This window comes from Nonomuraea basaltis (assembly GCF_005893125.1).
GTDB classification, from domain to species: Bacteria; Actinomycetota; Actinomycetes; order Streptosporangiales; family Streptosporangiaceae; genus Nonomuraea; species Nonomuraea basaltis.
The window spans coordinates 22,518-45,951 of record NZ_VCJS01000063.1 but is presented as its reverse complement, the minus strand read 5'-3'; the positions used below and the strand labels follow the sequence as shown (position 1 = coordinate 45,951).

The window sequence follows — 23,434 nt, the reverse complement described above, 5'->3', positions numbered from 1 at the left end:
GGGGTCGAGGTCCCTCACCACGAGGACGGCCAATTCACGACCCGCCACGGCTCGGCCTTCTCTAACTGGACGAACTCCTCGACCGTGCCATCCCCCGGCATGCGGATCCCGTAGCGGTACAGGTCACGCTCCGCTAGCCACTCCGACACCGCGGCCCTGTAACGCTTCCGCGCGGCGCGATACTCGTCCAGATCCACACGAAGTTGACCGAGTTCGAGCTTGACCGCGTCGGGATTGTCGGGCGAATGCCCCGGCAGCCACTTGGCGTAATGCCAGCCCGTCACCCAGTCGGGAAGCACGTCCAGCACCGTCGCCGGCGCCTCCGCCTTACGACGCCTTGCCACCGTGACCCCACTTCGCCCGCTCCAGATCCCAACGAGCCTTCGCAGCCTCGCTCGCCTGCTGCTGCTTCGGCGTACGCCCGACCTCCTCGCCCTCCAGAGGCAGCGCCAGATCCCCCAGCAGCTTCTGAAGCAGCAGACGATGCGCGCGAGCCTCCTGGAACAGCGGATTGGCCCGCGGCTGGCCCGTAGAGCCCGTCACCGTGGCCGGGTCGACCATGAGCACCGCACGCATGCCGTCCAGCTCGTCGACAGTCCGGCACACCTCCAGCAGCGTCACCAGCTCGGCCGTGGACAGCTCGAAATCGGCCGTCACACGCTCCCACAGCGCCTTACCGGCCTCGCCAAGGTCTCCCGGAGCTTCCGACATAGCCTCTGACCTCCTAAAACAGTCGAAATGGCCCAAAAACGGCCCTGAAAAAACGAAAACATGAGCAATGCGGCACTTTTTAGCGATCTCCTCCACGGTCTACTAGGGGTGATCTTGACCGGGTGGCCCCCCGGGTACCCTGACCTGCGGAAACGCGGTGCCGTCCGATCTGGGGGTTCCGTACAGATCAAAATCTGCCTCCACCACGGTCTCCCCGAGGTCGGGCCTAGGGTGATCGTCCCCAGGGTGGTGCGGGCGCGCTGGACACAGGAGTAGGAGCCAGCGCGCCCACGTCTCATGGGGTTGTCACACGTTGGTGTGGCTCTTGTCGCCGATGATGTAGGGGTTGAGCTTGTGGGTGGTGCCCCTGTGGGTCTCCCACTCGTGGGTCTGCTGCTGGGCGCTGGGTGCCCACAGGGTGACGTCGTTGGCGATGGCCCATGCGAGCTTGCCTCGGTCGCCTCCGATCCAGGGCCAGGTGCCGCGCTGGTTGGCTGCGTTCCACCAGTCGGGGTACGCGTCGGGCAGGTCCTTGAACTCGGCGAGCGGGGAGAGCAGGCCGTGCGGGTCGATGGTGTCCTGGCCGTCTGGCTGGCGCAGGATCCTCCATCCGGCACGGATGTTGCCGTACTGGATGGCGATGTCGCCTAGCTGGATGTAGGCGTGGCGGACATCGTCGGCTTCGACGAGCAGGTCGACGGTGGGGTTGGGCTCGTGGGCGTACCTGCCGAGCAGCTTGACGACGGGCTTGGCCTGGTCGGTGAGCTTGTCGAGCGCGGGCTGGATGTGGTCGGCGAGCAGTTGCGCGTTGTTGTAGGCGAAGCCGCGGCCGATCTCATCGGCGAGTTCGACGGCCTTGCGATTGCGGTCGTTGTAGGAGAGCCCGGTGCCGGGTCCGGCTGGGGTGCCGGCGAGTTCCTGGATTTCGGTGTACAGGTCGAGCAGGTGGGCGGGAACGGTGTAGTCGCCGCGGGTAGCGCCGCCGAGCAGGGTTCCGGGTCGGCTGGCGGTGAGGTGGCGGAGGGTGGTGTGGATCTCGGGGATTTCTTGGGTCTTCATGCTGTTCTCCTCGGGTTGTTAGCGGCGGCGGCGGTGGACGCCGAGCCGGTTGAGTTCGGCTTGGAAGGTGGCGTCGTCAGCGGTGCGGTAGTCGATAGGGGTGGCCTGGTCGGGTTCTTCATTGGGCTCGTCGGCCGCCCTGGTGTCGGTCATGGTGTTCTCCTGTCTGTCATGGAGTGGGCTTGATAGGTGCTCTGTCATGGAGCACCTCGGTGGGAGATAGCCCCCCTCCCTGGGCGTAAGGTCCTTCCGGGACCTGACGGGACTGGCCTCCTGTGGGGAGGGCTGTCACGATCGCGCCCTCAACTGTGGGTCTGGCGCCCACGGTTCCCGCGGTCATGGCGTTCCCCCGGTTGCCGCCAGCGCGTCGATCCAGGCGTGAGCCTTGGCCCTGTCGTCCGCGCTCTTATGGCTGGACGCCCAGTCGCGGAGCTGTTCGACCGCCACGGCGTGATTGCAGTTGAGGCACTCGCCCATGTAGCCGTCGCGCTGACGGGGCTTGGCCGAGCTCATGACGGATGTCTCAAGCGGACCGGGGTCGGGGATCTCCTTCTCGCAGCGGTGGCAGTGCACGGCCGGCGTCGGGAGGTCGAACAGAGTCGACTGTGTGGTCATGCGATCCTCCTTGGTAGAGGGCCGGGCTCAATTCGGGTGAGCCCGGCCTTGACTTGCTAGACGGCGATGAACAGGTGAGGCAGGGCAGACAGTGCGTCCCACACCGCGTGGTACTCACTCACAGGCAGCTTGAGAGCGGCGATGGCGCTAGCGTCGCTGTTGGGGCCGGTGATCTGCATGCCCGCCTCCCTGATCGAGGCCGGGTGCTTGTCGCGCGTGTAGACGGCAGCGAACTGCTCGGCGATCATCCGGGCGTGGAAGCGGACTCCGCCGTATGTGAACCATCCGTACCCGGGCTTGTGGTAGTTGCGGACGATGGTCACGTCGGAGAAGCCGAACTTCTCGGCGGGATCCGCGACTCCCGCGAGCTTTGTCTGGAGACCTTCAGCTATCGCCGCAGAGAGGACGAGTTGGACCCAAGGAGCGACCTCAAGGTTGGCGTTGGCGGGGGCGTTGATCCTGCTACGCAAGAGATCGTTGCCCTTCTGCCACACCACGTGCAGGTGTTCGCCCTCGTCCCCGCACTTGGCCGGGTGGTAGTTGACGTAGCCCCACGGGACGCCGTTAAGGGTGAGGTCCTTGGAGAGGATGGGTTCCTCACGGAGCTGCCGGAAGACGGACAGCGTCACCTGCTTGCGCGAGATGGTGATGGTCTTCACCTCCACCGTCACGGTGGTGATCTCGGCGTTCTGGGTATTGAGGATCTTGCTCATGATGCGTCTCCTGGGAAGAGCGGGGTTACGTTGCCGGGGGGAAGGCCGCCAAGACCGCCACTTTTTGTGACGTGACGGTCTTTGGCGGTCTGGCTGTCTTTGCTGGTCACAGACTTGGGCTTGGCGGCCTTGGCCTTTGGGTCCGCCAAAGTGGCGGTCTGCTCAGGCAGCGACAGCCACCACTCGTTGCTACCGTCCGCAGCGGTCGGGAACGGCTTGGCCACCACACCCAGGGACTTACGGGCTCGCTCAAGCGTTCGAGCGCTCATGGCGTACGCCTCGCGAGCCTCTTCCTTGATCTCGTTCGTACGTCGCCACCGGCCGTGGAGCGCCTTCATCAGATAGTCCGTGGCTGCGACCTTTTCCTGCCGCTGGTCGCCGTCTTCGCCCGTGGCGGACAGGATGTCCTGAACCGAGCGCGTCGCTTCTCCGTCGAACACGAACCGACCGACGTCGGCCATACCCTTCTTTGTCTCGATCTTCGTCGAGTCGATGCGGTAGGCCAGGCTGGGGATGTCGAGCTTGCCGAGCGAGTTCTTCGTCTGGGTCATGACACGCGACTCGTCTTCGGGATCCACGGCGAACCCGAACACCGACCGCGGCACGTCCTTGAACGCCCCCGATCCGGTGATCAGCGACGAGGGGTCGGAGCTGGATCCCTTGTTGAAGTGGGCGATGCCGAGCACCACGGCGCCGGTACGGTCGGCCAACGCCGCGAGCGGGTCGAGGGCAGTCCGTACGGGCCGAGACTTGTGGGTGTCGATGCCCTCAGAGATCAAGCTCAGCAGCGGATCGAGTACGACCAGCTTGACGCCGTTCTCCTTGATGCTGGCCTCGAGCAAACTGAGGTCACTGGGTAGGTTGAGCGTGCCCACCTCCAGCTCGCTCACGGCCACCTCGGCACGCCATACGCGCTCGAGGTCGGCACCGGCCGCGATCAGGCGTGGGACCAGGGTGAACTTCCACGAGTCCTCAACCGCCACGTAAATGACGTCAGCGGGCCTGCCGAGCAGCGGGCCGGGCAGGCTACCTGTGGTGATGCCGGCGGCCATCCAGATGCCGAACGAGGATTTGCCGGTGCCCTCCCGTCCAGCGGCGACCGACAGCGATCCGGAGGGGATGCGGCCGTTCCCGTTCTCCTCCCACGCCCATACGACGGGCTCAGGCTCGATCGTGGAGGCGCGGGTGAGCTTGATGTGCCTGGCGAACGTGGGCGTCGTCGCTGTCTTCTTCGTCACCTCGCACTGGCATGCATCCGGCTCCTGCTCGCAGATCGGACACGCCTCATACGAGCCCTCCTGGTCGCGGAGCTCGACGAGCAGGGCGCCGCAACGGCACCGGTCAGTCACGCGGCCTCCTTGCGGGCCTGCTGGATCTCGGCGAAGGTCCGCATGTTGGCGTGCTTGCGGACGTGCTCGGCGAGCTCCGCCCACATGGCTTCCTCTTCGGCGAGGCGGCGGCCGTAGCCGGTCTCCTCACCGGCGTGGAAGCCGAGGGCGTACACGGCGTAGAACTCGTCAGGGGTCATCACGCCGCCGCCCTCCGAGCGCGGCGGACGCGCGGAGCGTGCAGGGCGAGTTCGTACTTGGCCCCGCACCTGGCCTTGCGGTTGAGCAGGGAGGGGATCGACTCCGAGCGGAGCCGGTGACTGTGCCAATCACCACACGCGCACTCGGTGTCCAGCACGATCAGGATGGTGACCTGGCCGTAACCGGCGGGGTACGCGGTCGCGGACAACACGATCGGGAGCTGCTGCGGCTTCCTCTTGTCAGCGCCGGGCTGTACGGTGACAGACGAGAAAGCTTCGGTCTGGTCGGCCTTGCTCTCGTTGCGGCCCTGGGAGGTGGTGCTCCCGGGGCCGTTCTGCTTGTCGGGCGGGTGCATCAGGCCGCCCCTGCCTGCTCGTCGAGCCACGTCTCCACGTCACTCCAGCGGTAACGGACGTGACGCCCGACCGGGACGAACTTCGGGCCCTTACCGAGCCAGCGCCACTGCTTGAGGGTGGCTTCCGGGATGCCGAGGTAGTCGGCAACCTCCAGAGGCTTGCCGAGCGCACGCCGCGCGCTGGGGCTGATCTTTACGGTCACAGGATTCTCCATAATCGAAAGTTGACACTCGATAATCGAGATTGCTTGAGACCGTACTCGTGTCTCTTGAGATTCGTCAAGAAGTAGGATTGAATCGCCATCATGGCGAATCGCCCCATTGACCTCGGACCTACTGGGAAGCGCGTTGCGGACAACGTCGCTGCGCTCCGCAAGTCGCTCGGCCTCGACCAGCGACAGCTCTCGGAGCGCATGGAGGCGCTTGGGCGTCCCATGCAACCATCAGTGATCAGCAAGATCGAGAAAGGCGATCGGCGTATCGACGCTGACGACCTGATGGCCCTGGCCCTGGCCCTAGATGTAACGCCCAATCGACTCTTGTTCACAGGCAACGCGGACGACGAACAGATTCGTCTGACACCGAAAGCACCACTGGAGGCGCGAAACGCCTGGTACTGGGCCGTTGGAGACCGACCCCTACCCAATATTTGGTCTGACCGCCCGCAACTCATTGATGACGAACGCGAGGCGAGATTCCATCGAGAGAGCCGCCCTCAGTATCCGAGGCAGCTCGACGTCGACACGATCATCCACAAGCGCGACGTGCTAAACGCTGTGCTGGACGCCCTTGATGCAGCAGAAGAGGGCGGCGTTGCTCCCAACCAGGCCGTGGAGTACGTACGTCGCGTCAAGGACGGCTGGTTCCCGCGCCACAACCTGCCGAAGCCCAAGTACACGCCGAAGCCTGGCGAGAAGAGACAGTCTCTTGAAGAGATCCTCGCGGAGCTCCGATCGGAGGAGGAGGACCAGTGAGTGTCTACGACCGGTGGCACAGGTCCCGACCCAAGCCGGACGAGGCGAAGTGCAAGTGCAGGCCGGCCAGGGTGCCGAGCGCTGAGCATGGCATCGGGGAGCGCTGGCAGGTCCGCTACCGGGATGACGCGGGGAAGCAGCGGAAGCGCAACTTCGAGACGAAACCTGCCGCGGAGAGCTTCGAAGCCAGGATCAAAGCCAGCTTGGACCGCGGCGACTATGTCGATCCCGCAGCAGGCAAGGTAACCCTCACCTCGTACAGCAGAGACTGGCGAGGCAATCTCACGGTTGATCCCGCCACTTTGCAGCAGATCGATAGCCGCCTGTCGAAGTGGGTGTACGGCCAGCCCATCGGCAATAAGGCAATGGGGCTGCTGGCCAAGCGCCCGTCCATGGTCCAGCAGTGGATCAAGAGCATGGAAGTTTCCCTCTTACCGTCCACTATCAAGATCATCGTGGACATGGTTTCAACCATCTTCACGGCAGCAGTCGAAGATCAGGTCATCGGCCGTAACCCGGTCCATTCCAAGTCCGTGAGCCCGCCGCCACCTTCTAAGAAGAAGGTTGTGCCGTGGACGCGCAGCAAGGTCACAGCCATGGCCGAGGCTCTACCCGGCCGCTATCGCGCGATGCCGTTCCTGGGGGCAGGGTGCGGACACAGGCAAGGGGAGTTGCTCGGCGTGGGCCTGGAGGACATCGACTTCCTTGGCCGCGAGATCCACGTTAGGCGCCAGGTTCGCCTGGTCGGCGGTCGGCTGGTGTTCTCTCCGCCCAAGCGCGGTAAGACACGGACCATTCCGTTGCCGGCTTCCGTCGCGCTTCGTCTGAGCGCCCACATCGCGGAGTATCCGCCCGTCGAGGTGACGCTTCCTTGGGTCGAGAGGGGGAAGGCCAAGGCAGAGCTGGTCACGGTGCCGCTGCTGTTCGTGTCAAGTCGCGGGCAGGCCATTCACCGCAGCACCTACAACACCATGTGGCGGGGAGCGCTGGAGCCCGCCGGCATCGTGCCGCCCACGCAGGAGGGTCAGCGACGCAAGTCGTACCCCGAGCACATGTGCCATGTCTTACGGCACACGGCTGCATCGGCCTGGCTAGCCGCTGGCGTGGACATCCGCACCGTTGCGGAGTTCCTCGGGCACAGCGACCCAGGATTCACATTGCGGATCTACACGCACTTCCTTCCGAGCGCCTCAGACCGCGCCCGGAAGGCCATGGATGCGTTCTTCGTCGAGGGCGACGCCGATGCGTCGAGTGCCCTGGTTGTGCCCTCCACAAGATCCATGTAGGCGTTACTGCTGGTAAACGCGTTACCCCGCTAGTTCTCGGAAAAGCTACTTCTCCGCAAGAGCTGCGGACTGACTGATCAGGCCGGCGGCGGCGTACGCGCCGGCTTCGTCGAGCGTCTCGTGCTCGAGCAGCGCGGCCACGATGCCGTCGAGCTTGTCGCGGTTGTCGGCGAGCACCTCGAGCGCGCGCGCATAGCACTCGTCCACGATCCGCCGCACCTCCTCGTCGACCATGGCGAGGGTGACCGGCGAGGCCTGCGGCTGCTGGCCGTCGCTGGGCAGGATGGTCAGCGGGCCGACCTTCTCCGACATGCCCCAGCGGCCGACCATGCCACGGGCGATCATGGTGACCTGTTCGAGGTCGTTCTCGGCGCCGGTGGTGATGACGCCGTACACGACCTGCTCGGCCGCCATCCCGCCGAGCGCGCCGGTGATGCGGCCGCGGAGGTACTGCTCGTCGTAGGCGTACCGGTCGGTGTCGGGGGTGGACAGCGTGACGCCGAGCGCCCGGCCGCGGGGGATGATCGAGATCTTCCTGACCGGGTCGGCGCCGGGCTGGAGCATGCCGAGCAGCGCGTGGCCGGCCTCGTGGAAGGCGGTCCTGGTGCGCTCCTCCTCGGGCATCACGATGCTGCGGGCCGCGCCGAGCTGCAGCTTCTCCAGCGCGTCGGCGAAGTCGGCCATCGTGACCTTCTCCTTGCCGCGCTTGGCGGCGAGCAGGGCGGCCTCGTTGACCAGGTTGGCCAGGTCGGCGCCGGTCATGCCGGGCGTGGTCTTGGCGAGCTGCCCGAGGCCGACCTCGCCGTCCAGCGGCACGCCGCGCGAGTGCACCTCGAGGATCGCGGTGCGTCCGGCCGCGTCGGGCAGTCCCACCTGCACCGTACGGTCGAAGCGCCCGGGACGCAGCAGCGCCGGGTCGAGGACCTCGGGACGGTTCGTGGCCCCGATGACGATCACGCCCTCGGCGCCGGAGAAGCCGTCCATCTCGGTGAGGATCTGGTTGAGCGTCTGCTCGCGCTCGTCGTGGCCACCGATGCCGCCTGCGCCGCCCCGGGCACGCCCGATGGCGTCGATCTCGTCGATGAACACGATCGACGGCGCCACCTTCCGCGCCTCCTCGAACAGGTCGCGCACGCGCGAGGCGCCCACGCCGACGATCATCTCGATGAACTCGGAGGCGGAGGCCGAGAAGTACGGCACCTTGGCCTCGCCCGCGACCGCCCTGGCGAGCAGCGTCTTGCCCGTTCCAGGCGGCCCTGCGAGCAGCACGCCCTTGGGCAGCTTGGCGCCGAGCCTGCGGTACTTGTCGGGGTCCTTGAGGTAGTCGACCACCTCGACGAGCTCGTTCTCGACCTCGTCGATGCCCGCGACGTCCTCGAACGTCACCCGCACCTTCGCGGCCTCGACCGGCTTGGCCGCCTTGGACTTGCCGAGCCCGCCCAGTCCGCCGCCCATCATGCTGGCGCCGCGCCTCATGATCCAGATCCACAGACCGGCCAGCAGCAGCACGGGCAGCAGCGACAGCAGCAGGTTGGAGAAGAAGCCGCGGGTGATCGGCTGTGACGTGATCTCGACCTGGCCGGTGGCGAGCTGCTGGTCGAGCTGGTCGGTGTTGGCGAAGGCCGGGATCTCGGTGGCGAACTTGGTGTACGACTCGCCGCTCTCGGGGTTCTTGGCCGCCGACCTCAGGTCGCCCTCGACCGACAGGCCCTGGGCGTAGATGTCCTTGACGTTCTTGCCGGTCACCTGCTTGGTGAACTCGGTGTACGAGATCGTCTCGACCGATCCGCTGTCCACGAACGACGACACGATGAAGAAGCCCGCGTACACCACGAGCAGGGTGACGACGAATCGCCACCAGTTGATCTTTGGCCTGCCTCCGGGCGTGCCCGGCAGGCCCTCCGAGCGCCAGGGCGGCTTGCTCTTGCCCTTGTTCGGTGCCTGCGGCGGTCCAGAGCGTTCCACGGCGTCACTCCCCATATCGCGCCGCAATGATGATCTTTCTAGCCTAGAACACGCACCCCTGAAACCACGCGGCCGATATCACGCCACTGCTTTCGCTGCGAGTCAGGCACTGTGACGAACGCCAGGCCGGGCTTGCTCATTCCCCCGTCCATGATGACGACGGCCGCCCGGGACGTGTGCTTGCCGTAGGAGACCCGGTAGACGAGCATCCAGCCGCGCTTGACGGGCTGCGAGGCGATCCAGCTGATCTTGGCGCCCTTGGGGTGGTGGTTGAGCGTCCAGCGGGCGGCCAGCAGCGCGGTGTCGCGCGCCGAGTCCTGGCCCAAGATCGGAAGCGGGCAGGTGACGAACGTGCCGCGCAGGCTGGTGCCGCGCGTCCTGGGCAGCACCTGCTTGGTGGTGAACGGCGCCGCGCCGTACGCCTTCCACGGCTTCGGGAGCCGCGGCACGGCCAGGCCGCTGCGCTTGTCCTTGACGATCCGCCGGGACGGCGACGGCAGGGCCATGCGCTTGACCGAGCCCGTCAGCCGGGGGACGCGCGGGTCGGCGTACAGGGCCTCCATGGCCGTGTAGCCGGGCGCGAGCGTCGCGCCGGGCGTCGGCGCGGCCCTCCGGGCTCCGGCGGGAGCCGGCGTGGGTGCGGGGCCGGACGAGGGCGGTGCGGCCGGCGGCGCGGTTACCGGCCCCGCCGCGACCTCGTCCGGCTCCGACGGGAGCACCACGACCAGCGCCGCGGCCGCGGCCACGACGATGGCGACCGCGGCGAGCCCCCGATACACCGCCCGCATGCGGATGTCACCGATGCGGGAGCGTTTGGGCGGAGAAGTAGGGGTTCCAGGCTTGGCCGCGGTTCTCACTTCGGAACCCTTGATCTCATCTACCCCATCGAGCACGACGGGAGCGTACGACATATCGCGCCATTGCGCCCATGAAGCAACCGAAGTGCAATCATGGCTTCGTGGAACAGGTGGAGCTGCGATTCGATCACGCGTCGCAAACGTCCCAAACGCACACGAATCTCTCAGCGATCCGTCAGAGCCCGAACGGCCTCTGGGTGGCCGGCGACGAGACCGCGACCTTCGAGCACCTGGCGTGGGCGGGCGACCACTTCGGTGATCAGCGCACGTTCCGGCTGACCGACTACGTCGACCTCCCCGCGGGCCCGGAGGACGAGGCCGACATCGAGGGCATGGCCCGCGCCAACGGCCACCTCTGGCTGGTGGGTTCGCACAGCCTCAAGCGCAAGAAGGTCAAGTCGAAGGACCCCGAGAAGGCCGCCGACCGCCTGGCCACGGTGGTCAGGGAGGAGAACCGCTTCATCCTGGCCCGCCTGCCGCTGTCCGACGAGAACCCGGGCCCCGGGGCGATCCTGGCCGGCGGGCACAACCTCGCCGCGCAGCTGCGCGAGGACCGGCACCTCGGACCGTTCCTGGCGCTGCCGGGCAAGGACAACGGCCTCGACGTCGAGGGCATCGCCGTGGTGTCGGAGCAGGTCTACATCGGGCTGCGCGGCCCCGTGCTGCGGGGCTGGGCGGTGGTGCTCGAGCTGCGGCTCGACGACGCGGGCAAGGGCCGGCTGCGGGTACGCGAGCCGTACCGCAAGCATTTCCTGGACCTGGGCGGGCTCGGCGTGCGGGACCTGTGCCCGGACGGCGAGTCGCTGCTGCTGCTCACCGGGCCGACCATGGACCTCGACGGCCCGGTACGCGTGGTGCGCTGGCGGCCGGGGAAGCGGCAGGGAGTGGTCCCCGGGGACGAGCTGGAGACCGTCCTGGAGCTGCCCTACGGCGTGGGCTGCGACCACCCGGAGGGCCTGGCGCGGCTGGACGACGGCCGGCTCATGGTCGTGTACGACAGCCCGTCGCCCGCGCGGATCACCCCGGCGGGCGGCGTGCTGGCGGACGTGTTCACGATCTAGCGACCCGCCCGTAAAGCCAGGGCGCATCGGCGACGAACGTGCACGAGCCCGGCTCGATCTCGGTGAACCCGGCATCGCGCACCACGGGCAGCCCCGCGGCGACCTTGGCGTCGAAGGCTTCCTGGCGACCTGCCCGCACGGACACCGTCAGGCCGTTCGCGCGCCAGGCCGCCCGCTCGCCCGGGTCGCTGGCCCACCAGGCGAGCTGGGCGGCGTGCCCGGCCTGCGCCATGGCCTTGCCCGCGGACATGGCGAGCTTCGGATTGGCCCACAGGATCGGCGGCTCGGCGGGCGGGAGCTCGCGGGTGTCGGCCAGCTCGGTGCCCGACACCTGCAGCCGCGCGAGGTCCCTGGGCCAGTCGTCGAGCGGCACGGGCGGGTGCACCCGCACCTCCGCCGTGCGGTGCTCGATCGTACGGCCCGGCAGCGCGATCGCCCGGCGCCACTCGGCGCCCCTGGCCCGGCGCACGACCTTGCGGATCTTGCCGGCGACCTGCCAGGCGTGCAGCTCGGCCGTCCACTCCCCCGGGTCGTCGAGCAGGCTCAGCACGGCCGTCGCGGCGGCCTCGAGGGCGTCGGTGCGTTCAGGGGGTGTGGCCCGCTCAATCCTGATCACCAGCGGGAGCACATAGAGCTCGTTCATCGCCTCCTAGAATGCCCTATCGCCAGGGACATGCCGGCGGCCAGGAGGCAGAGGGCGCCGGCGCCGTACCAGGCGAGGTCGTAGGCGCCCAGGTGGTCGCGGGTGAGGCCGGCGCCGACGGCCGCGAACGCGGCGCCGACCTGGTGCGAGGCGAAGACCCAGCCGAACACCACGGCCCCGTCGGCACCGTAGATCCGCCGGCACAGCGCCACCGTGGGCGGCACGGTCGCCACCCAGTCCAGGCCGTAGAACACGATGAAGATCAGCATGCTGGGCTCGGCCGTGGCCGCGAACAGGCTGGGCAGCACCATCAGCGACAGCCCGCGCAGCCCGTAGTAGACGCCGAGCAGCACCTTGGGGTCGATCCTGTCGCTGAGCCAGCCGGAGGCGATCGTGCCCACGATGTCGAAGATCCCGATGACCGCCAGCAGCCCGGCCGCGATCGGCGCGGCCATGCCGTGGTCGTGGGCCGCGGGGATGAAGTGGGTGCCGACCAGCCCGTTCGTGCTCGCCCCGCAGATCGCGAAGCCACCCGCGAGCAGCCAGAACGGCCGCGTCCGCGCCGCCCGGGCGAGCACCGCGACGGCCCTGACGGCCACGTTTCCCTTACTCGGCTCGGTACGCGCCCCACCCGGCTCCGCGCTCAGCTCCGCGCCGTGTTCATTTGCCTCACTCCGTGAGGCGGCTCGGTCGCCATGTGCCGCCGTCTTCCCCCGTCGCTCCTGCGTCGCTCCTCCTCCAGACGACGGCGCTCCCGCGCCCAGCGCCGTCGTGCCCACGTCCTCCGGCCGGTCGCGGAGCAGCCACCACACGAACGGCACCACGGCCAGCGCCGACCCGGCCACGGCCAGCGAGGCGAAGCGCCACCCGGGACCCTGCGCGAGCTGGGCCAGGACGGGCAGGAAGATCAGCTGCCCGGTGGCGCCGCCCGCGGTGAGGATGCCGGTCACCAGTCCGCGATGCCGCACGAACCACCGGTCGACCACGGTCGCGGCGAACACCAGCGCCATCGACCCCGTGCCCAGCCCGACGAACACGCCCCAGAGCAGGAGGAGCTGCCAGCTCGCCGTCATCAGCACGGTGAGCCCGCTGCCCGCGGCGATCAGCATCAGGGCGAGCGCGACCACGCGCCGCATGCCGAAGCGGTCCATCAGGGCCGCGGCGAACGGGGCCATCAGGCCGTAGAGCACCAGGTTGATCGACACGGCCAGGGAGATCGTGCCGGTGGACCAGCCGAACTCGTCCCGGAGCGGCGTGATCAGCACGCCCGGGGTGGCACGGAACCCGGCGGCGCCCAGGATCGTCACGAAGGCGACGGCCGCCACGAACCAGGCCCTGTGGAGCTTGCGACCGGTGGGGGTCGTGGTGGTGCTCAAGGTCATGCGCCAATCCTGCTTTATCTCCTTACAGGGGGACGAGTGGCCGGATAGCCAAGATGTGAAAGAATTCGGCCATGACTCATCGCGTGGCCGTCGTGGTGCAGAACCATTTCGCCCCGCTCGACCTCGGCGTGCCCGGCCAGGTGTTCTGGTCGGCCGAGACGCCGGAGGGCGAGAAGCTGTACGAGGTGGTGACCTGCTCCGAGGGGCGGCGCCCGGTCCGCTGCTCGGCCGGCTACAGCGTCCTGCCCGACGACGACCTCGACGTGCTCGACACGGCCGACACGATCCTGGTGCCGGGCATCCACGGGGGCCGGGTGTTGAGGGACGGCACGATCTCGGACACGCTGCGCGCGGCGCTGCAGGGGCGGCCGCGGACCATGTCGATCTGCACGGGGTCGTTCGTGCTGGCGGCGGCCGGGCTCCTCGACGGGCGCCGGGCCACCACGCACTGGACCGATGCGGCCCGCTTCGCCACACTGTTCCCGCAGGTCAAGCTGGATCCCGACGTATTGTTCGTGGACGACGGCGACGTGCTGACCTCGGCCGGGGTGGCGGCGGGGCTGGACCTGTGCCTGCACGTGGTCAGGCGCGACCACGGCAGCGAGGTGGCCAACCGCGCGGCCCGCCGCTGCGTCATGCCGCCGTGGCGGGACGGCGGCCAGGCGCAGTACATCGAGCGGCCCCTGCCGTACGTGGCCGCCGGCGGCACGGCGGCAACCCGCGAGTGGATGCTCGCCCACCTCGACGCCCAGCTCGACCTGAACGCGCTGGCCGGGCACGCCAGGATGAGCGTGCGCACGTTCACCAGGCGCTTCCGTGAGGAGACCGGCGTGAGCCCGGCCAGGTGGCTGACCACCCAGCGGGTGCAGCACGCCCGGCACCTGCTGGAGACGACGGACCTCGGGGTGGAGGAGGTGGCCAGGCGGGCGGGCTTCGGCACGGCGGTCTCGCTGCGCCAGCACCTGCACGCGGCGGTCGGGGTGGCGCCGCTGGCCTACCGGCACACGTTCCGCCGTGCGTGAACGTGTCGCGGTCGCCATGTACGCCCCCTAGAATCAGCGCCAAAAGATCACATAGAGAGGTCGCCACATGACCGAGGCGGACCGCGTACCTGCGGGGATCAACCCGAACGTGCCCAGCGTCGCCCGCATGTACGACTACTACCTCGGAGGCCGCGACAACTTCGCCGCCGACCGTGAGGCGGCCGAGAAGATGATCGAGATCGGCCGGAAGATGGGCAACGAGGCCCGTCAGATCGCCCTGGCCAACCGCGGCTTCCTCGGCCGCGCGGTACGCATGCTGGCCGAGGCGGGCGTGCGCCAGTTCATCGACATCGGCGCCGGCCTGCCCACCCAGGACAACGTCCACCAGGTGGCCCAGCGGCACGGCCCGGGCTCCCGCGTCGTCTACGTGGACAACGACCCGATCGTCCTGACCCACGCCCGCGCGCTGCTGGCCAGAGACCCGGACGTGCTCGCCATGGAGGGCGACCTCAAGGACCCCGACGCGATCCTGGACGACCCGCGCGTCGCCGAGCACCTGGACCTCTCCCAGCCCTATGCGATCCTGCTGGTGGCGGTGCTGCACTTCATCCCTGACAACGGCGAGGCCGCGCATGTCGTGGCGCGCATCCGCGAGCGCCTGCGCCCCGGCGGCTACCTCGTGCTGTCGCACCTCTACGCGGGCAACGCCACCGTCGACGAGACCATCGCCGGCCAGTCGGTCTACAAGAGCACCACCTCGGGCGGCCTCGCCAGCCGCGGCTACGACGAGATCGCCGCCTACTTCGACGGCCTCCACCCGCTCGGCCCCGGCGTCGTACCGGTCTCCGACTGGACGCCCGACGCCTCCCCGGACGGCTCGTACGACTTCGTCAAGTCCGGCATCCTGGCCGGCGTAGGACGCATACGCGGATAAATCACCTTTTTTACCGGGTCGAGCAGCACCGGCCGGGCACGGGTGGCGGGCCCCCGGCTACCACCGCTTCAACCCAACCGCCTGAACGACCGCCTCAGGCGGGCGCCGCCTGCCTCAGACACGCGGCGCCCGCTCGAGGCGGCCGCCCAGCCGCTTCTCGAACCAGTGATGCGCGTACGGCTCGTCGTTGAACGGCTCCACCTCGCGATAGCCGGACGCCCGGTACAGGGCGATGGCCTCGGTGAGCGTCCGGTTCGTCTCCAGCCGCACCGTACGGATGCCGCTCGCCGCCGCCCGGTCCTCCGCCTCGGCGAGCAGGCGGCGTCCCAGCCCGAGCCCGCGCGTGTCCGGGTCCACCCACATCCGCTTGACATGGGCCGACCCGCTGTCGTGGTGCAGCTTGAGCGCCACGCACCCGACCGGCTCGGCACGCAGCGCGGCGACCAGCAGCATCCCGGCCGGGGGCCGGAGCTCGTGGTCGTCGGCGGAGATGCCGCGGTCCGGGTCGAAGCCGCCGTCGAACCGGCGGGCGAGCTCGTCGACGTACGCCCGGAAGCAGTGGCGTGCGTGCGGATGGCGCGGGTCGAGCACGTCGATCGCGACCGTGGAGGCGAGGAGCAGCCGTTCGACCTCCGACATGGCGGCCACCAGGCGCTCGCGCTGCCGGTCGGAGAGCGGCTCCAGGATCGACGCGGCCGCCTCGTCGGACCTGCGGTCCAGCTCCTCCCTCTCGGCGAGCCCGGCCGGGGTGAGCCGGGCCGTGCGGACCCGCCCGTCGGAGCCGCCCCCATCGACGGCGACCAGCCCGTCCGCCTCCAGCGATCGCAGTAACCGGCTCAGGTATCCCGAGTCGAGCTCCAGCCGCGCGCGCAGGGCACGTATCTCACTGCCGTCCGCGCCGATCTCCCAGAGCAGCCGCGCCTGCCCGAGCGGGCGATCCCTGGCCAGGAACCTGTCGTCGAGCGCCCCGATCCGCTGCGTCACCGTCCGCTGGAACCGGCGTACCTGTCCGATGGTCGTAACGTTCATTCTCTGACCTTAGTCAGAGAATGACACGCAGGAAAGGGTCACATGAGCCGATCAGCCACCGGCACCGTGCTGTAGTCCTCGCCCGTGACCGGGCGAATGTCCTCCCAGCGCACCCAGCGCGCCCGCCCATCGTGCTCCACGCTGTCGCGCGCCTGCCGCGTCCGGGGTGGCCAGAGCAGGAATCCCCACCGCACGCCTTCGGCGTCGTCTCCCCAGGCCAGCAGGTAACGCGCCGCACCGGAACGGGTCGCGGCGGCGTGCTCCACGATGGGTGGCCGCCAGAGCTCGGGCAGTTCCTCCGGGTTGAGATTCATGTCGATCATCATACGAACATCAGTTCGATATTGCTAGACGGAGAGGCGGGCGATCGCGTCGATCATCCGGTCCCAGCGTGCGACTGCTGCTCCAACCGGCCGAGCACGGCCCCCGTAGTATCGCGATCGCACCTACCTTGCAGATCAGGGAATCGACCCCGAAGCCGGAGGCGCCATGATCGACGTAGTCGCCCTCACCCGTGGCCTGGTCGGCCTCGACACGGTGGACAAGGCGGAGAGCGAAGCGCTGAAGTCGCTCGCCCCGCTGCTGGAAGGGGCCGGCTTCACGGTCGCGATCAGCGAGCACGAACCCGGGCGAGGCACCCTCGTCGCCGAGTGGCGTACCGAGCTCGACGTGCCGCCGCTGTGCCTGTCCGGGCACGTCGACACGGTGCCGCTGGGATCAGCGCCGTGGCGGCACGATCCGTTCGGCGAGATCGACGGCGACCGCCTGTACGGCCGGGGCGCCAGCGACATGAAGGGCGGCGTGGCGGCGATCGTGCTCGCCGCGATCAGGATCGCGGCGGCGACGCCGAGGCGGGCCGGGCTACGGCTCGTGCTGACCGCGGCGGAGGAAACGGGCTCGCTCGGGGCGCGGCACGTGGCGCGGTCACTGCTCGGCGGGCCGAGCGGCCCACTCGTCATCGCGGAACCGACAGGGAACACCGTGGTCCACGGGCACAAGGGCGCGCTCTGGCTCGAGGCGCTGGCCACCGGTGTCACCGCGCACGGCTCGATGCCCTCCTTGGGTGACAACGCGATCTACAAGCTGGCCCGGGCGGTCTCCAGGTTCCAGGACCATCGGTTCGAGGACGGGCCTCACCCGGTCATGGGCTCTCCGACGCTGAACGTGGGCACCATCCAGGGCGGGCTGAACACGAACTCCGTGCCTGACCGGGCGGTCGCCACCGTGGACATCCGCACGATCACGGGCCAGCACCACGAGGAGGTCGCGGCCTGCCTGGCGCGTGCGGCCGGTCCGGACGTGAAGCTGCGCCCGCTGGTGGACCTGCCGCCGGTGTGGACCGATCCGGACGACGCATGGGCGCGGTCGGTTGCCGAGATCGTGCGGCAGGTGACCGGGCAGGCGGGTGAGCCGCGGGCGGCGACGTATTTCACCGACGCCTCGGTGCTGACCCCCGCCCTGGGATCTGTCCCCACGGTGGTCTGCGGCCCTGGGGAGGCGGAACAGGCGCACGTCACCGACGAATGGTGTTCGGTGACGCGGCTGGCCGAATCGGTCGAGATCTTCGAGCGGATCTGCGCCGATTGGTGCGCGGTCTGAGCCCACATGGCCTCGGGAGAAAGGCACCACCGCACCCGCGCGGCACGACCCGACCCTGACGCCGGGAACGGCGGCGCTCCGAAGAGCACCGCCGTCGATCGAACATCGACAGTGCGCCGCGGTAGCAGCGGCGGCCGCGGAGATCAGGCCGCGAACCCGAGCTTGCGCAGCAGTTCCTGGTGGGCGAACTGCCCGTAGTACTCGAGCATCCCGGCGATCCGGCCGTCCCGGAAGGTCACCCTCATGATGAGCCGGTTCTCATAGCTCCAGCCGTCGGCGAGCGTGGCGACCATTCGCTCCTCGACGATCGCGACCTCGGGATCGTCCGTCTGGTGGAACAGGACGTCGTGCACGACGATGCTCCGCGCGCCGGCGACCATGCCGCTGAACGCCGCGTGCAGCGCCTCCCGCCCGGTGATGACGGCGGGGAGGCCCGCGACCGGCAGTGCGGCCTCGTAGCTGGCGTCGTCGCACCAGTGGTTGATGAACTCGTCGATATCGCCGGCGTACAGGAGCTTGCTGGAACGGCTCCACACGTCCTCGTTCCTGGCCCGGGCGGCGGCGATGGTGTTCGGCATCATGATGAAACTCCTTGGGTGGGATGGGGGCGAATCAGGCGACGGCTCCGATGCCGCGCGGTGGTGCGGGGGTGCCGTGAACGCGGCGGGCGTAGCGCCGGAACGCGCGGCGTCCCAGCGGCGGCAGCAGGCGGCGCAGCGGCGCGGGAAGCTTGCGCATCTCGATCCCGATGACCTCGGGGTCTCCCTCGTAGAGCATCATCCCGAAGCCCAGGAACATGAGCCGCTTGGGAATCGAAGACATCCCCTGGGCGGTGAACTCCTCCCACTCCTCGGCCGTGATATGCCGCGCCATGATGGGCAGCAGGTGAGTTTCCTCGGCATGCAGGTGCTCGAACAGCGCCGTGCACAGGCTGGAAAGGATCTCGGCCAGCACCTCACCGTCCGGAGCGGACGCGGTACGGCGCCAGGTGCCGAGTGCCGCGTGCGCCTGGTCCAGCAGCGCCGCCACGTTCTCGTGCTGGCTCTGCATCACGTGCACCAGCGGAGCGAGCTCACCGGGAACCCGTTCGAGCAGCACCGCCCACAGCAGGTCGTCTTCGATGCTGTGGTGGTGATGCAGCAACGACAGGAACAGGGCCGCGTGGTCCGCGACGATCGACGTCCGGCGGCGGTCTCCGCCGGCGACCGCGCGTACCGCTGCCGGGGACAGGCCCAGCTCGCGGCGGAAACTGGAGTGCGCCACCCGCATCATCCGCACGTCGACGAGCCCCGGCCCGTGCAACCGCTGCCCGTCGGTGGTCTGGTTCGTCACGATCTTCTCCTTTCTCTGATGGACCAAGCCTGCGGCCGCGTACTTGGAAGACACCTCGTTCCGGCTTGGATGCGCCTCTCTGACACGTGGGGATGTGCCTGTACCGTTGCCGGGGTGCGCTATCAGGTGCTGGGGCCGATCGAGGTTCTCGACGTCGGCGGCGACCCGGTCCAGCTCGGCGGCCAGAAGCAGCGCGCGCTGCTCGGCCTGCTGCTGGCCGCTCGCGGTAGGGTCGTCTCGGTCGGCCACCTCGTCGACGAACTGTGGGGCGACGACCCGCCGCCAAGGGTGCTGGCCTCGGTGCAGTCCTACATCGCGAACCTCAGGCGGGCACTCGAACCGGATCGCCCGGCACGAGCGCCCGCCCGGATCCTGGTCACGCGTCCTCCTGGCTACGCTCTCGTCACCGACTCGGCCGACTACACCGAGTTCGAGAGGCTGGCGAGCGCGGCCCACGACTCCCTTGCGGCCGATGCCGCGCACGCCCGAGAGCTCCTGCGGGCCGCGGCCGGGCTCTGGCGCGGCGAGCCGTACGCGGACGTCACCGCGGCGGCTCCCGGGCTGGCCGCCGAAGCGGTCAGGCTCGGTGAGCTCAGGTTGCTGGCGACGGAGGATCGTTTCCGGGCCGAGCTCGCCCTCGGCGTACATGCCCGGCTCGTGGGGGAGATCGAGCAACTGGTGGCCGCGCACCCCATGCGTGAGGCGGCCTGGGGGTTGCTGGCAGTGGCCCTGTACCGATCCCAGCGCCAGGGCGAGGCTCTCGACGCGCTGCGGCGTGCCAGGCGGATCCTCGCCGATGAGCTCGGTGTCGATCCCGGTCCGGAGCTGAGGCGCATCGAGGCGGCGGTGCTGCGCCACGAACCGTCGCTGGACGCCACGCCCGCTCCCGGCAAGCCGCCCGAGTACGCCGCCTCGATGGAGGTCACGCCACGCGTCGCCGCGGCCGCGCTGGTCGGACGCGATGAGTGGCTGACCCGCCTCACCGGATATCTCGTCGACGCGACCGCCGGTCGCGGCACCGCGGTGCTGGTGACCGGTGAACCCGGCATCGGCAAGACCGGTCTGGCTCGCGCCCTGACCGCGACCGCCGACGCGATGGGCGTCCGCACCGGATGGGGACGGTGCGAGGAAGCCGTCGGGGCTCCTGCCCTGTGGCCGTGGTCGCAGGCGCTGGGGCCGCTGGTGAGCGCCGCCGGTGCGGCCACCCGGCTACCGGCCCTCGCGGCCCTGCTGCCCGCCCTGGACGACACCGCCGCGCCCGCCAAGGCCACTGACGTCGACACGGCGGCATTCCAGCTGGCCGAGGCCACGGCGGCGCTGCTGCGCGATGCGGGCCCGGCCTTGCTGGTGCTCGACGACCTGCACTGGGCGGACGGCGACACGCTGCGCCTGGTTCGCCGGCTCGGCGCCATGGTGGCCGGCCTGCCTGTCGTGCTGCTCCTGACCAGCCGCGACGCCCCGGCTGACCGCACGCCGGAGCTGGCGGACACCCTGGCCGACCTCACCCGCGCCGATCTGGTCCGGGTCGGTCTTCGCGGGCTGGACCAGGCGGGCGTGCGGGCCCATGTACGGCTCCGCTATGACGTGGAGATTCCCGACGAGGTCGCGGCGGCGTTACGGGAACGTACCAACGGCAACCCGTTCTTCGTCGGGGAGGTGGTCCGGCTGCTGGCGGATGAACGCCGGCTCACCGAGCCCGGCGCCGTGGCCGCGCTGCGGGTCCCGGACGGGGTTCGAGACGTCGTACGCCGGCGCATCTCCCAGTTGCCCGGCGACGTCGAAACACTGCTCTCGACGGCCGCGGCGTGCGGGCCCACGTTCGATGTCGACCTCGTTGAGGCGGCCTCGGGACTGACCGCGGACGCCGCGATGAGCGCCACCGAGGCCGCCCTGCTGGCAGGGTTGATCGTGGAGGAGGGTCCAGGCCACAGGTTCACTCATGCCCTGGTCCGGGAGGCGGTCTACGTCCGGCTGCCGCCGAGCCGGCGCCGTCGGCTGCACGCGACGATCGCCGAAGCGATCGAGGAACGGTTCGGCGGAGTGGCCGAGACACGCGCCGCCGAACTCGCCCACCACTACGGCAGAGCCGGATCCGGCCATGCCCGCGCCGCCTGGACCCACGCCTTACGGGCATCCGCGCTCGCGGCGCGGCAGCCCGCTCCCACCGAGGCCGCTCGCCTGCAGGAGGCGGCGTGGTCGGCGCTGTCACGCGACCGCACCGCCACGACCTCTGACCGCTACGACGTGCTCATCGGTCTCGCGTTCGCACGTAGACGCGCGGGCTACGAACGGCAGGCGTGGGAGGCCGCGCGCGAGGCGGCCGAGGTCGCCCTCGCCGGCGGGGATGTCGTCGCGGCGGCGCAGGCGGCGGTCGCGACCACCGTGGATGCGATCTGGAGCTGGCGCGAGTACCAAGTTGTGGACGTCGCCGGCGTCGCGCTGTTCGAGCGCTTGATCCGGGAGCTTCCCCCAGGGCACGAAACGCTACGGGCGCGGTTGCTCGCCGCCCTCGCGGCGGAGATCTACTACGGCACGGGCACCGCCGGCCGTGCCGTGGCATTGTCGACCGAGGCCGAGAATCTGGTTCGGACCCATGGCAGCCGGGCAGATCTGGCCCATGTGCTCCAGCTGCGCCATGTCGCCTACGAGCGACCGCACCTGTTGACCGAGCGGCTCTCGGCGGTGCGCGAACTGGTCGAACTGGTCGAGGCCGCGGACGAGCCGGCCGCCGTCGCCCGCGCGCTGGTGTTCCGCGGCCGGGACCAGATCGAGCAGGGCGACGTCGGTGCGGGACTGCGGGACTATCGGCGCGCGCGAGAGCTGGCGCGGACGCACGCGCTCGCCCCCGCGCTGGTCGCCCTCGACTGGGCCGACGCGATCGTCGCCATCGCCCGCGGCCGGTTCGCCGAGGCGGAGCAGGCGATCGCCAAGGCGCGCGAGTTCCACTCGGGTACGACCGTGGCCGGCGCCGCTGAGGTGCCGATCGCGGTGGCGGCGACGCTGAACCTGGCACGAGGCACGCTGCCGGCGATCGAGCCGCTGCTGGCCGAGGCCGCCGCCGCCACCGGTCTCACCCTGATGCGCGATTTGCACGCGCTCGCCTTGGTGCGTTCGGGCCGGGCCGAGCAGGCGCGCTCCGCGCTCGGTCCGTGGCGGCAGCAGCCGGAGGTGCCGGTGGACTACATGTGGCTGACCCATCAGGCGATCCGGGCGGAGCTGTGGTCCGCGCTCGAGCCGCCTGAGGCCGCGCGCGAACTGTACACACACCTGGCGCCCTACGCGGACCGGATTGTGATCGGCGGCACGGGGGTCACGTTCGCCGGCTTCGCCGGACATCATGTCGGCCTGCTGGCCAGGGCCGGCGACGATCTGAACGGCGCCGCGGACCACCTCGAGGCGGCGTTGCTGCGCAACGAGGAGGCCGGTCTGCGGCCCTTCGCCGCGGCGAGCGCACGCGAGCTGGCCACCACCCTCCTGCGACGCGACCGCCCCGGCGACCGCGAGAGGGCGGCTGCGCTCACCGCCCGCGCGACCACTCCGGCCGAGCCTGCTCCGGCGGGCTGACCTCGCACTTCGCGGTCCACAGGAGCGGCCGGCGGCGCCCGAGCCGGCTCCCTCACCTGGTGCGGCAGTGCATGGCCCCCGGCGTCAGAGCCGGCTGATGGCGGCCTGGACGGTGGCCAGGTCGCCGAGGATCACTTCGTTGCGGTCGCGGTCGGCGTGCAGGCTCCAGTGGGTGTCGGCCACGGCCTCTGGAGAGGCGGGGGAGCCGGCTGCGATGGCGGCGGCGATGGGGATGTGGCCGACGTGGACCCCGCGGCCGGCGAGTGCCTCCGCCAGGGAGAGGACGTAGTTGCGCAGGCCCGACACCGCGATGCCGATGTTGCCGAGGAAGGCAAGCGGGTGGATGGCAGAGATGCCCGAGGTGAACAGCAGCGTGCCTGAGCCGCGTTCGAGCATCGCCGGGAGGACCGCGCGGACCGCCGTCACCGCGCCCAGCACCGCGCCGTCGAAGGCGTCTTGTGCGCTCTGCCTGGTCACCTCCAGGACCGTCGTGTGGGATTTGGCCGTTCCCGCGCCGTTGTAGAGCAGGACGTCCACTGGGCCGATCTCGTTGAGGGCGCGGGTGAGTGAGGGTTCGTCCGTCACGTCGCCCGCGTGTGCGGAGGCTTGGATGCCTTCCTGCCGCAGGTGGGCGGACAGGGTGGCCAGGCGTTGGTGGTCGCGGGCCATCAGGGACACCGCGAAGCCCTCCTTGCCGAAGCGGCGGGCGGCGGCCAGGCCGATGCCGGGGCCTGCGGCGAGGATGGCGATCTTCATGTGGCTCCTTAAGTCGAGGGCAACCCTCGAAGTTGAGGGCCTCCCTCATGTTACACGAATATGAGGGGATGCCTCGACTTCACTAGA

At 69.6% G+C, this 23,434-nt stretch carries 26 protein-coding genes; 7 read left to right on the top strand and 19 right to left on the bottom strand.

What is annotated here, in order from left to right:
- Positions 1-14: 14 nt before the first annotated feature.
- The 10 genes from EJK15_RS27940 to EJK15_RS27900 form a co-directional block, all read right to left on the bottom strand.
- A complete protein-coding gene (locus EJK15_RS27940) occupies positions 15-344 on the bottom strand; it encodes a hypothetical protein (RefSeq protein WP_138713446.1) in 330 nt (109 codons plus the stop codon).
- Positions 328-711, bottom strand: coding sequence for a terminase (locus EJK15_RS27935; RefSeq protein WP_138713445.1), 384 nt, complete (start codon positions 709-711; stop codon positions 328-330). Before EJK15_RS27935 ends, EJK15_RS27940 begins: the two co-directional genes overlap by 17 nt.
- 306 nt (positions 712-1,017) lie before the next feature.
- Entirely contained in the window at positions 1,018-1,770 is a 753-nt protein-coding gene (locus tag EJK15_RS27930; protein ID WP_138713444.1) for a hypothetical protein, read from the bottom strand.
- 18 nt (positions 1,771-1,788) lie between these two features.
- Entirely contained in the window at positions 1,789-1,923 is a 135-nt protein-coding gene (locus EJK15_RS76435; RefSeq protein WP_276615434.1) for a hypothetical protein, read from the bottom strand.
- A 183-nt stretch (positions 1,924-2,106) separates the two neighbouring features.
- Complete coding sequence (locus EJK15_RS27925; RefSeq protein WP_138713443.1) at positions 2,107-2,385, bottom strand: hypothetical protein; 279 nt, start codon at positions 2,383-2,385, stop codon at positions 2,107-2,109.
- 56 nt (positions 2,386-2,441) lie between these two features.
- Complete coding sequence (locus EJK15_RS27920) at positions 2,442-3,098, bottom strand: hypothetical protein (RefSeq protein ID WP_138713442.1); 657 nt, start codon at positions 3,096-3,098, stop codon at positions 2,442-2,444.
- On the bottom strand, positions 3,095-4,447 hold the full coding sequence (locus EJK15_RS27915) for an AAA family ATPase (protein WP_171074570.1): 1,353 nt from the start codon (positions 4,445-4,447) through the stop codon (positions 3,095-3,097). The genes EJK15_RS27920 and EJK15_RS27915 overlap by 4 nt, the downstream gene beginning before the upstream one ends.
- Complete coding sequence (locus EJK15_RS27910; RefSeq protein WP_138713440.1) at positions 4,444-4,626, bottom strand: hypothetical protein; 183 nt, start codon at positions 4,624-4,626, stop codon at positions 4,444-4,446. The genes EJK15_RS27915 and EJK15_RS27910 overlap by 4 nt, the downstream gene beginning before the upstream one ends.
- Positions 4,626-5,012 (bottom strand): hypothetical protein, encoded by a 387-nt coding sequence (locus EJK15_RS27905; RefSeq protein WP_138713439.1) that lies wholly within the window; start codon positions 5,010-5,012, stop codon positions 4,626-4,628. Before EJK15_RS27905 ends, EJK15_RS27910 begins: the two co-directional genes overlap by 1 nt.
- Positions 4,982-5,185 carry a helix-turn-helix transcriptional regulator gene (locus EJK15_RS27900; protein ID WP_240777258.1) on the bottom strand — a complete coding sequence of 68 codons (204 nt, stop codon included), beginning with the start codon at positions 5,183-5,185 and terminating at the stop codon, positions 4,982-4,984. Before EJK15_RS27900 ends, EJK15_RS27905 begins: the two co-directional genes overlap by 31 nt.
- Positions 5,186-5,287: 102 nt before the next feature.
- On the opposite strand from EJK15_RS27900, the gene EJK15_RS27895 reads away from it, so the two are divergent.
- Entirely contained in the window at positions 5,288-5,956 is a 669-nt protein-coding gene (locus tag EJK15_RS27895; protein ID WP_138713437.1) for a helix-turn-helix domain-containing protein, read from the top strand.
- On the top strand, positions 5,953-7,242 hold the full coding sequence (locus tag EJK15_RS27890) for a tyrosine-type recombinase/integrase (RefSeq protein WP_138713436.1): 1,290 nt from the start codon (positions 5,953-5,955) through the stop codon (positions 7,240-7,242). The genes EJK15_RS27895 and EJK15_RS27890 overlap by 4 nt, the downstream gene beginning before the upstream one ends.
- Before the next feature lie 45 nt (positions 7,243-7,287).
- Here EJK15_RS27890 and ftsH read toward each other — a convergent pair whose 3' ends face one another.
- Positions 7,288-9,207, bottom strand: a complete 1,920-nt coding sequence (gene ftsH, locus EJK15_RS27885) for an ATP-dependent zinc metalloprotease FtsH (protein ID WP_138713435.1) — start codon at positions 9,205-9,207, stop codon at positions 7,288-7,290.
- 38 nt (positions 9,208-9,245) lie between these two features.
- Positions 9,246-9,995 carry a hypothetical protein gene (locus EJK15_RS27880; protein WP_138713434.1) on the bottom strand — a complete coding sequence of 250 codons (750 nt, stop codon included), beginning with the start codon at positions 9,993-9,995 and terminating at the stop codon, positions 9,246-9,248.
- A gap of 140 nt (positions 9,996-10,135) precedes the next feature.
- Here EJK15_RS27880 and EJK15_RS27875 point away from each other — a divergent pair, with 140 nt between their 5' ends.
- Entirely contained in the window at positions 10,136-11,125 is a 990-nt protein-coding gene (locus tag EJK15_RS27875; protein ID WP_138713433.1) for a DUF3616 domain-containing protein, read from the top strand.
- Here EJK15_RS27875 and EJK15_RS27870 read toward each other — a convergent pair.
- Positions 11,115-11,768: a peptidyl-tRNA hydrolase gene (locus EJK15_RS27870; RefSeq protein ID WP_138713432.1), complete on the bottom strand. Its 654-nt coding sequence runs from the start codon at positions 11,766-11,768 to the stop codon at positions 11,115-11,117. The two genes, EJK15_RS27875 and EJK15_RS27870, sit on opposite strands and share 11 nt — an antisense overlap.
- The gene (locus tag EJK15_RS27865) at positions 11,765-13,150 is read right to left on the bottom strand and encodes an MFS transporter (RefSeq protein ID WP_171074568.1); all 1,386 of its coding nucleotides are present in this window, start codon (positions 13,148-13,150) and stop codon (positions 11,765-11,767) included. Before EJK15_RS27865 ends, EJK15_RS27870 begins: the two co-directional genes overlap by 4 nt.
- A gap of 71 nt (positions 13,151-13,221) precedes the next feature.
- Here EJK15_RS27865 and EJK15_RS27860 point away from each other — a divergent pair, with 71 nt between their 5' ends.
- Complete coding sequence (locus tag EJK15_RS27860) at positions 13,222-14,172, top strand: GlxA family transcriptional regulator (protein WP_138713431.1); 951 nt, start codon at positions 13,222-13,224, stop codon at positions 14,170-14,172.
- 67 nt (positions 14,173-14,239) lie between these two features.
- Positions 14,240-15,067 (top strand): SAM-dependent methyltransferase, encoded by an 828-nt coding sequence (locus EJK15_RS27855; RefSeq protein ID WP_138713430.1) that lies wholly within the window; start codon positions 14,240-14,242, stop codon positions 15,065-15,067.
- 114 nt (positions 15,068-15,181) lie between these two features.
- Here the strand turns inward: EJK15_RS27855 and EJK15_RS27850 are convergent, their stop codons facing one another.
- Positions 15,182-16,096 (bottom strand): bifunctional helix-turn-helix transcriptional regulator/GNAT family N-acetyltransferase, encoded by a 915-nt coding sequence (locus EJK15_RS27850; protein ID WP_138713429.1) that lies wholly within the window; start codon positions 16,094-16,096, stop codon positions 15,182-15,184.
- Positions 16,097-16,134: 38 nt separating this feature from the next.
- The gene (locus EJK15_RS27845) at positions 16,135-16,410 is read right to left on the bottom strand and encodes a hypothetical protein (protein ID WP_138713428.1); all 276 of its coding nucleotides are present in this window, start codon (positions 16,408-16,410) and stop codon (positions 16,135-16,137) included.
- A gap of 175 nt (positions 16,411-16,585) precedes the next feature.
- Between EJK15_RS27845 and EJK15_RS27840 the strand changes: the two genes are divergently transcribed.
- On the top strand, positions 16,586-17,695 hold the full coding sequence (locus EJK15_RS27840) for a M20 family metallopeptidase (RefSeq protein WP_138713427.1): 1,110 nt from the start codon (positions 16,586-16,588) through the stop codon (positions 17,693-17,695).
- 143 nt (positions 17,696-17,838) lie between these two features.
- Here EJK15_RS27840 and EJK15_RS27835 read toward each other — a convergent pair whose 3' ends face one another.
- Both EJK15_RS27835 and EJK15_RS27830 read right to left on the bottom strand, forming a co-directional pair.
- On the bottom strand, positions 17,839-18,276 hold the full coding sequence (locus EJK15_RS27835) for a nuclear transport factor 2 family protein (protein WP_138713426.1): 438 nt from the start codon (positions 18,274-18,276) through the stop codon (positions 17,839-17,841).
- Positions 18,277-18,307: 31 nt separating this feature from the next.
- A complete protein-coding gene (locus EJK15_RS27830) occupies positions 18,308-19,027 on the bottom strand; it encodes a hemerythrin domain-containing protein (protein ID WP_138713425.1) in 720 nt (239 codons plus the stop codon).
- Between the two features lie 114 nt (positions 19,028-19,141).
- Here EJK15_RS27830 and EJK15_RS27825 point away from each other — a divergent pair, with 114 nt between their 5' ends.
- Positions 19,142-22,591, top strand: a complete 3,450-nt coding sequence (locus tag EJK15_RS27825; RefSeq protein WP_171074567.1) for an ATP-binding protein — start codon at positions 19,142-19,144, stop codon at positions 22,589-22,591.
- A gap of 84 nt (positions 22,592-22,675) precedes the next feature.
- Here the strand turns inward: EJK15_RS27825 and EJK15_RS27820 are convergent, their stop codons facing one another.
- Positions 22,676-23,347 (bottom strand): SDR family NAD(P)-dependent oxidoreductase, encoded by a 672-nt coding sequence (locus tag EJK15_RS27820; RefSeq protein WP_138713423.1) that lies wholly within the window; start codon positions 23,345-23,347, stop codon positions 22,676-22,678.
- Positions 23,348-23,434: the final 87 nt, after the last annotated feature.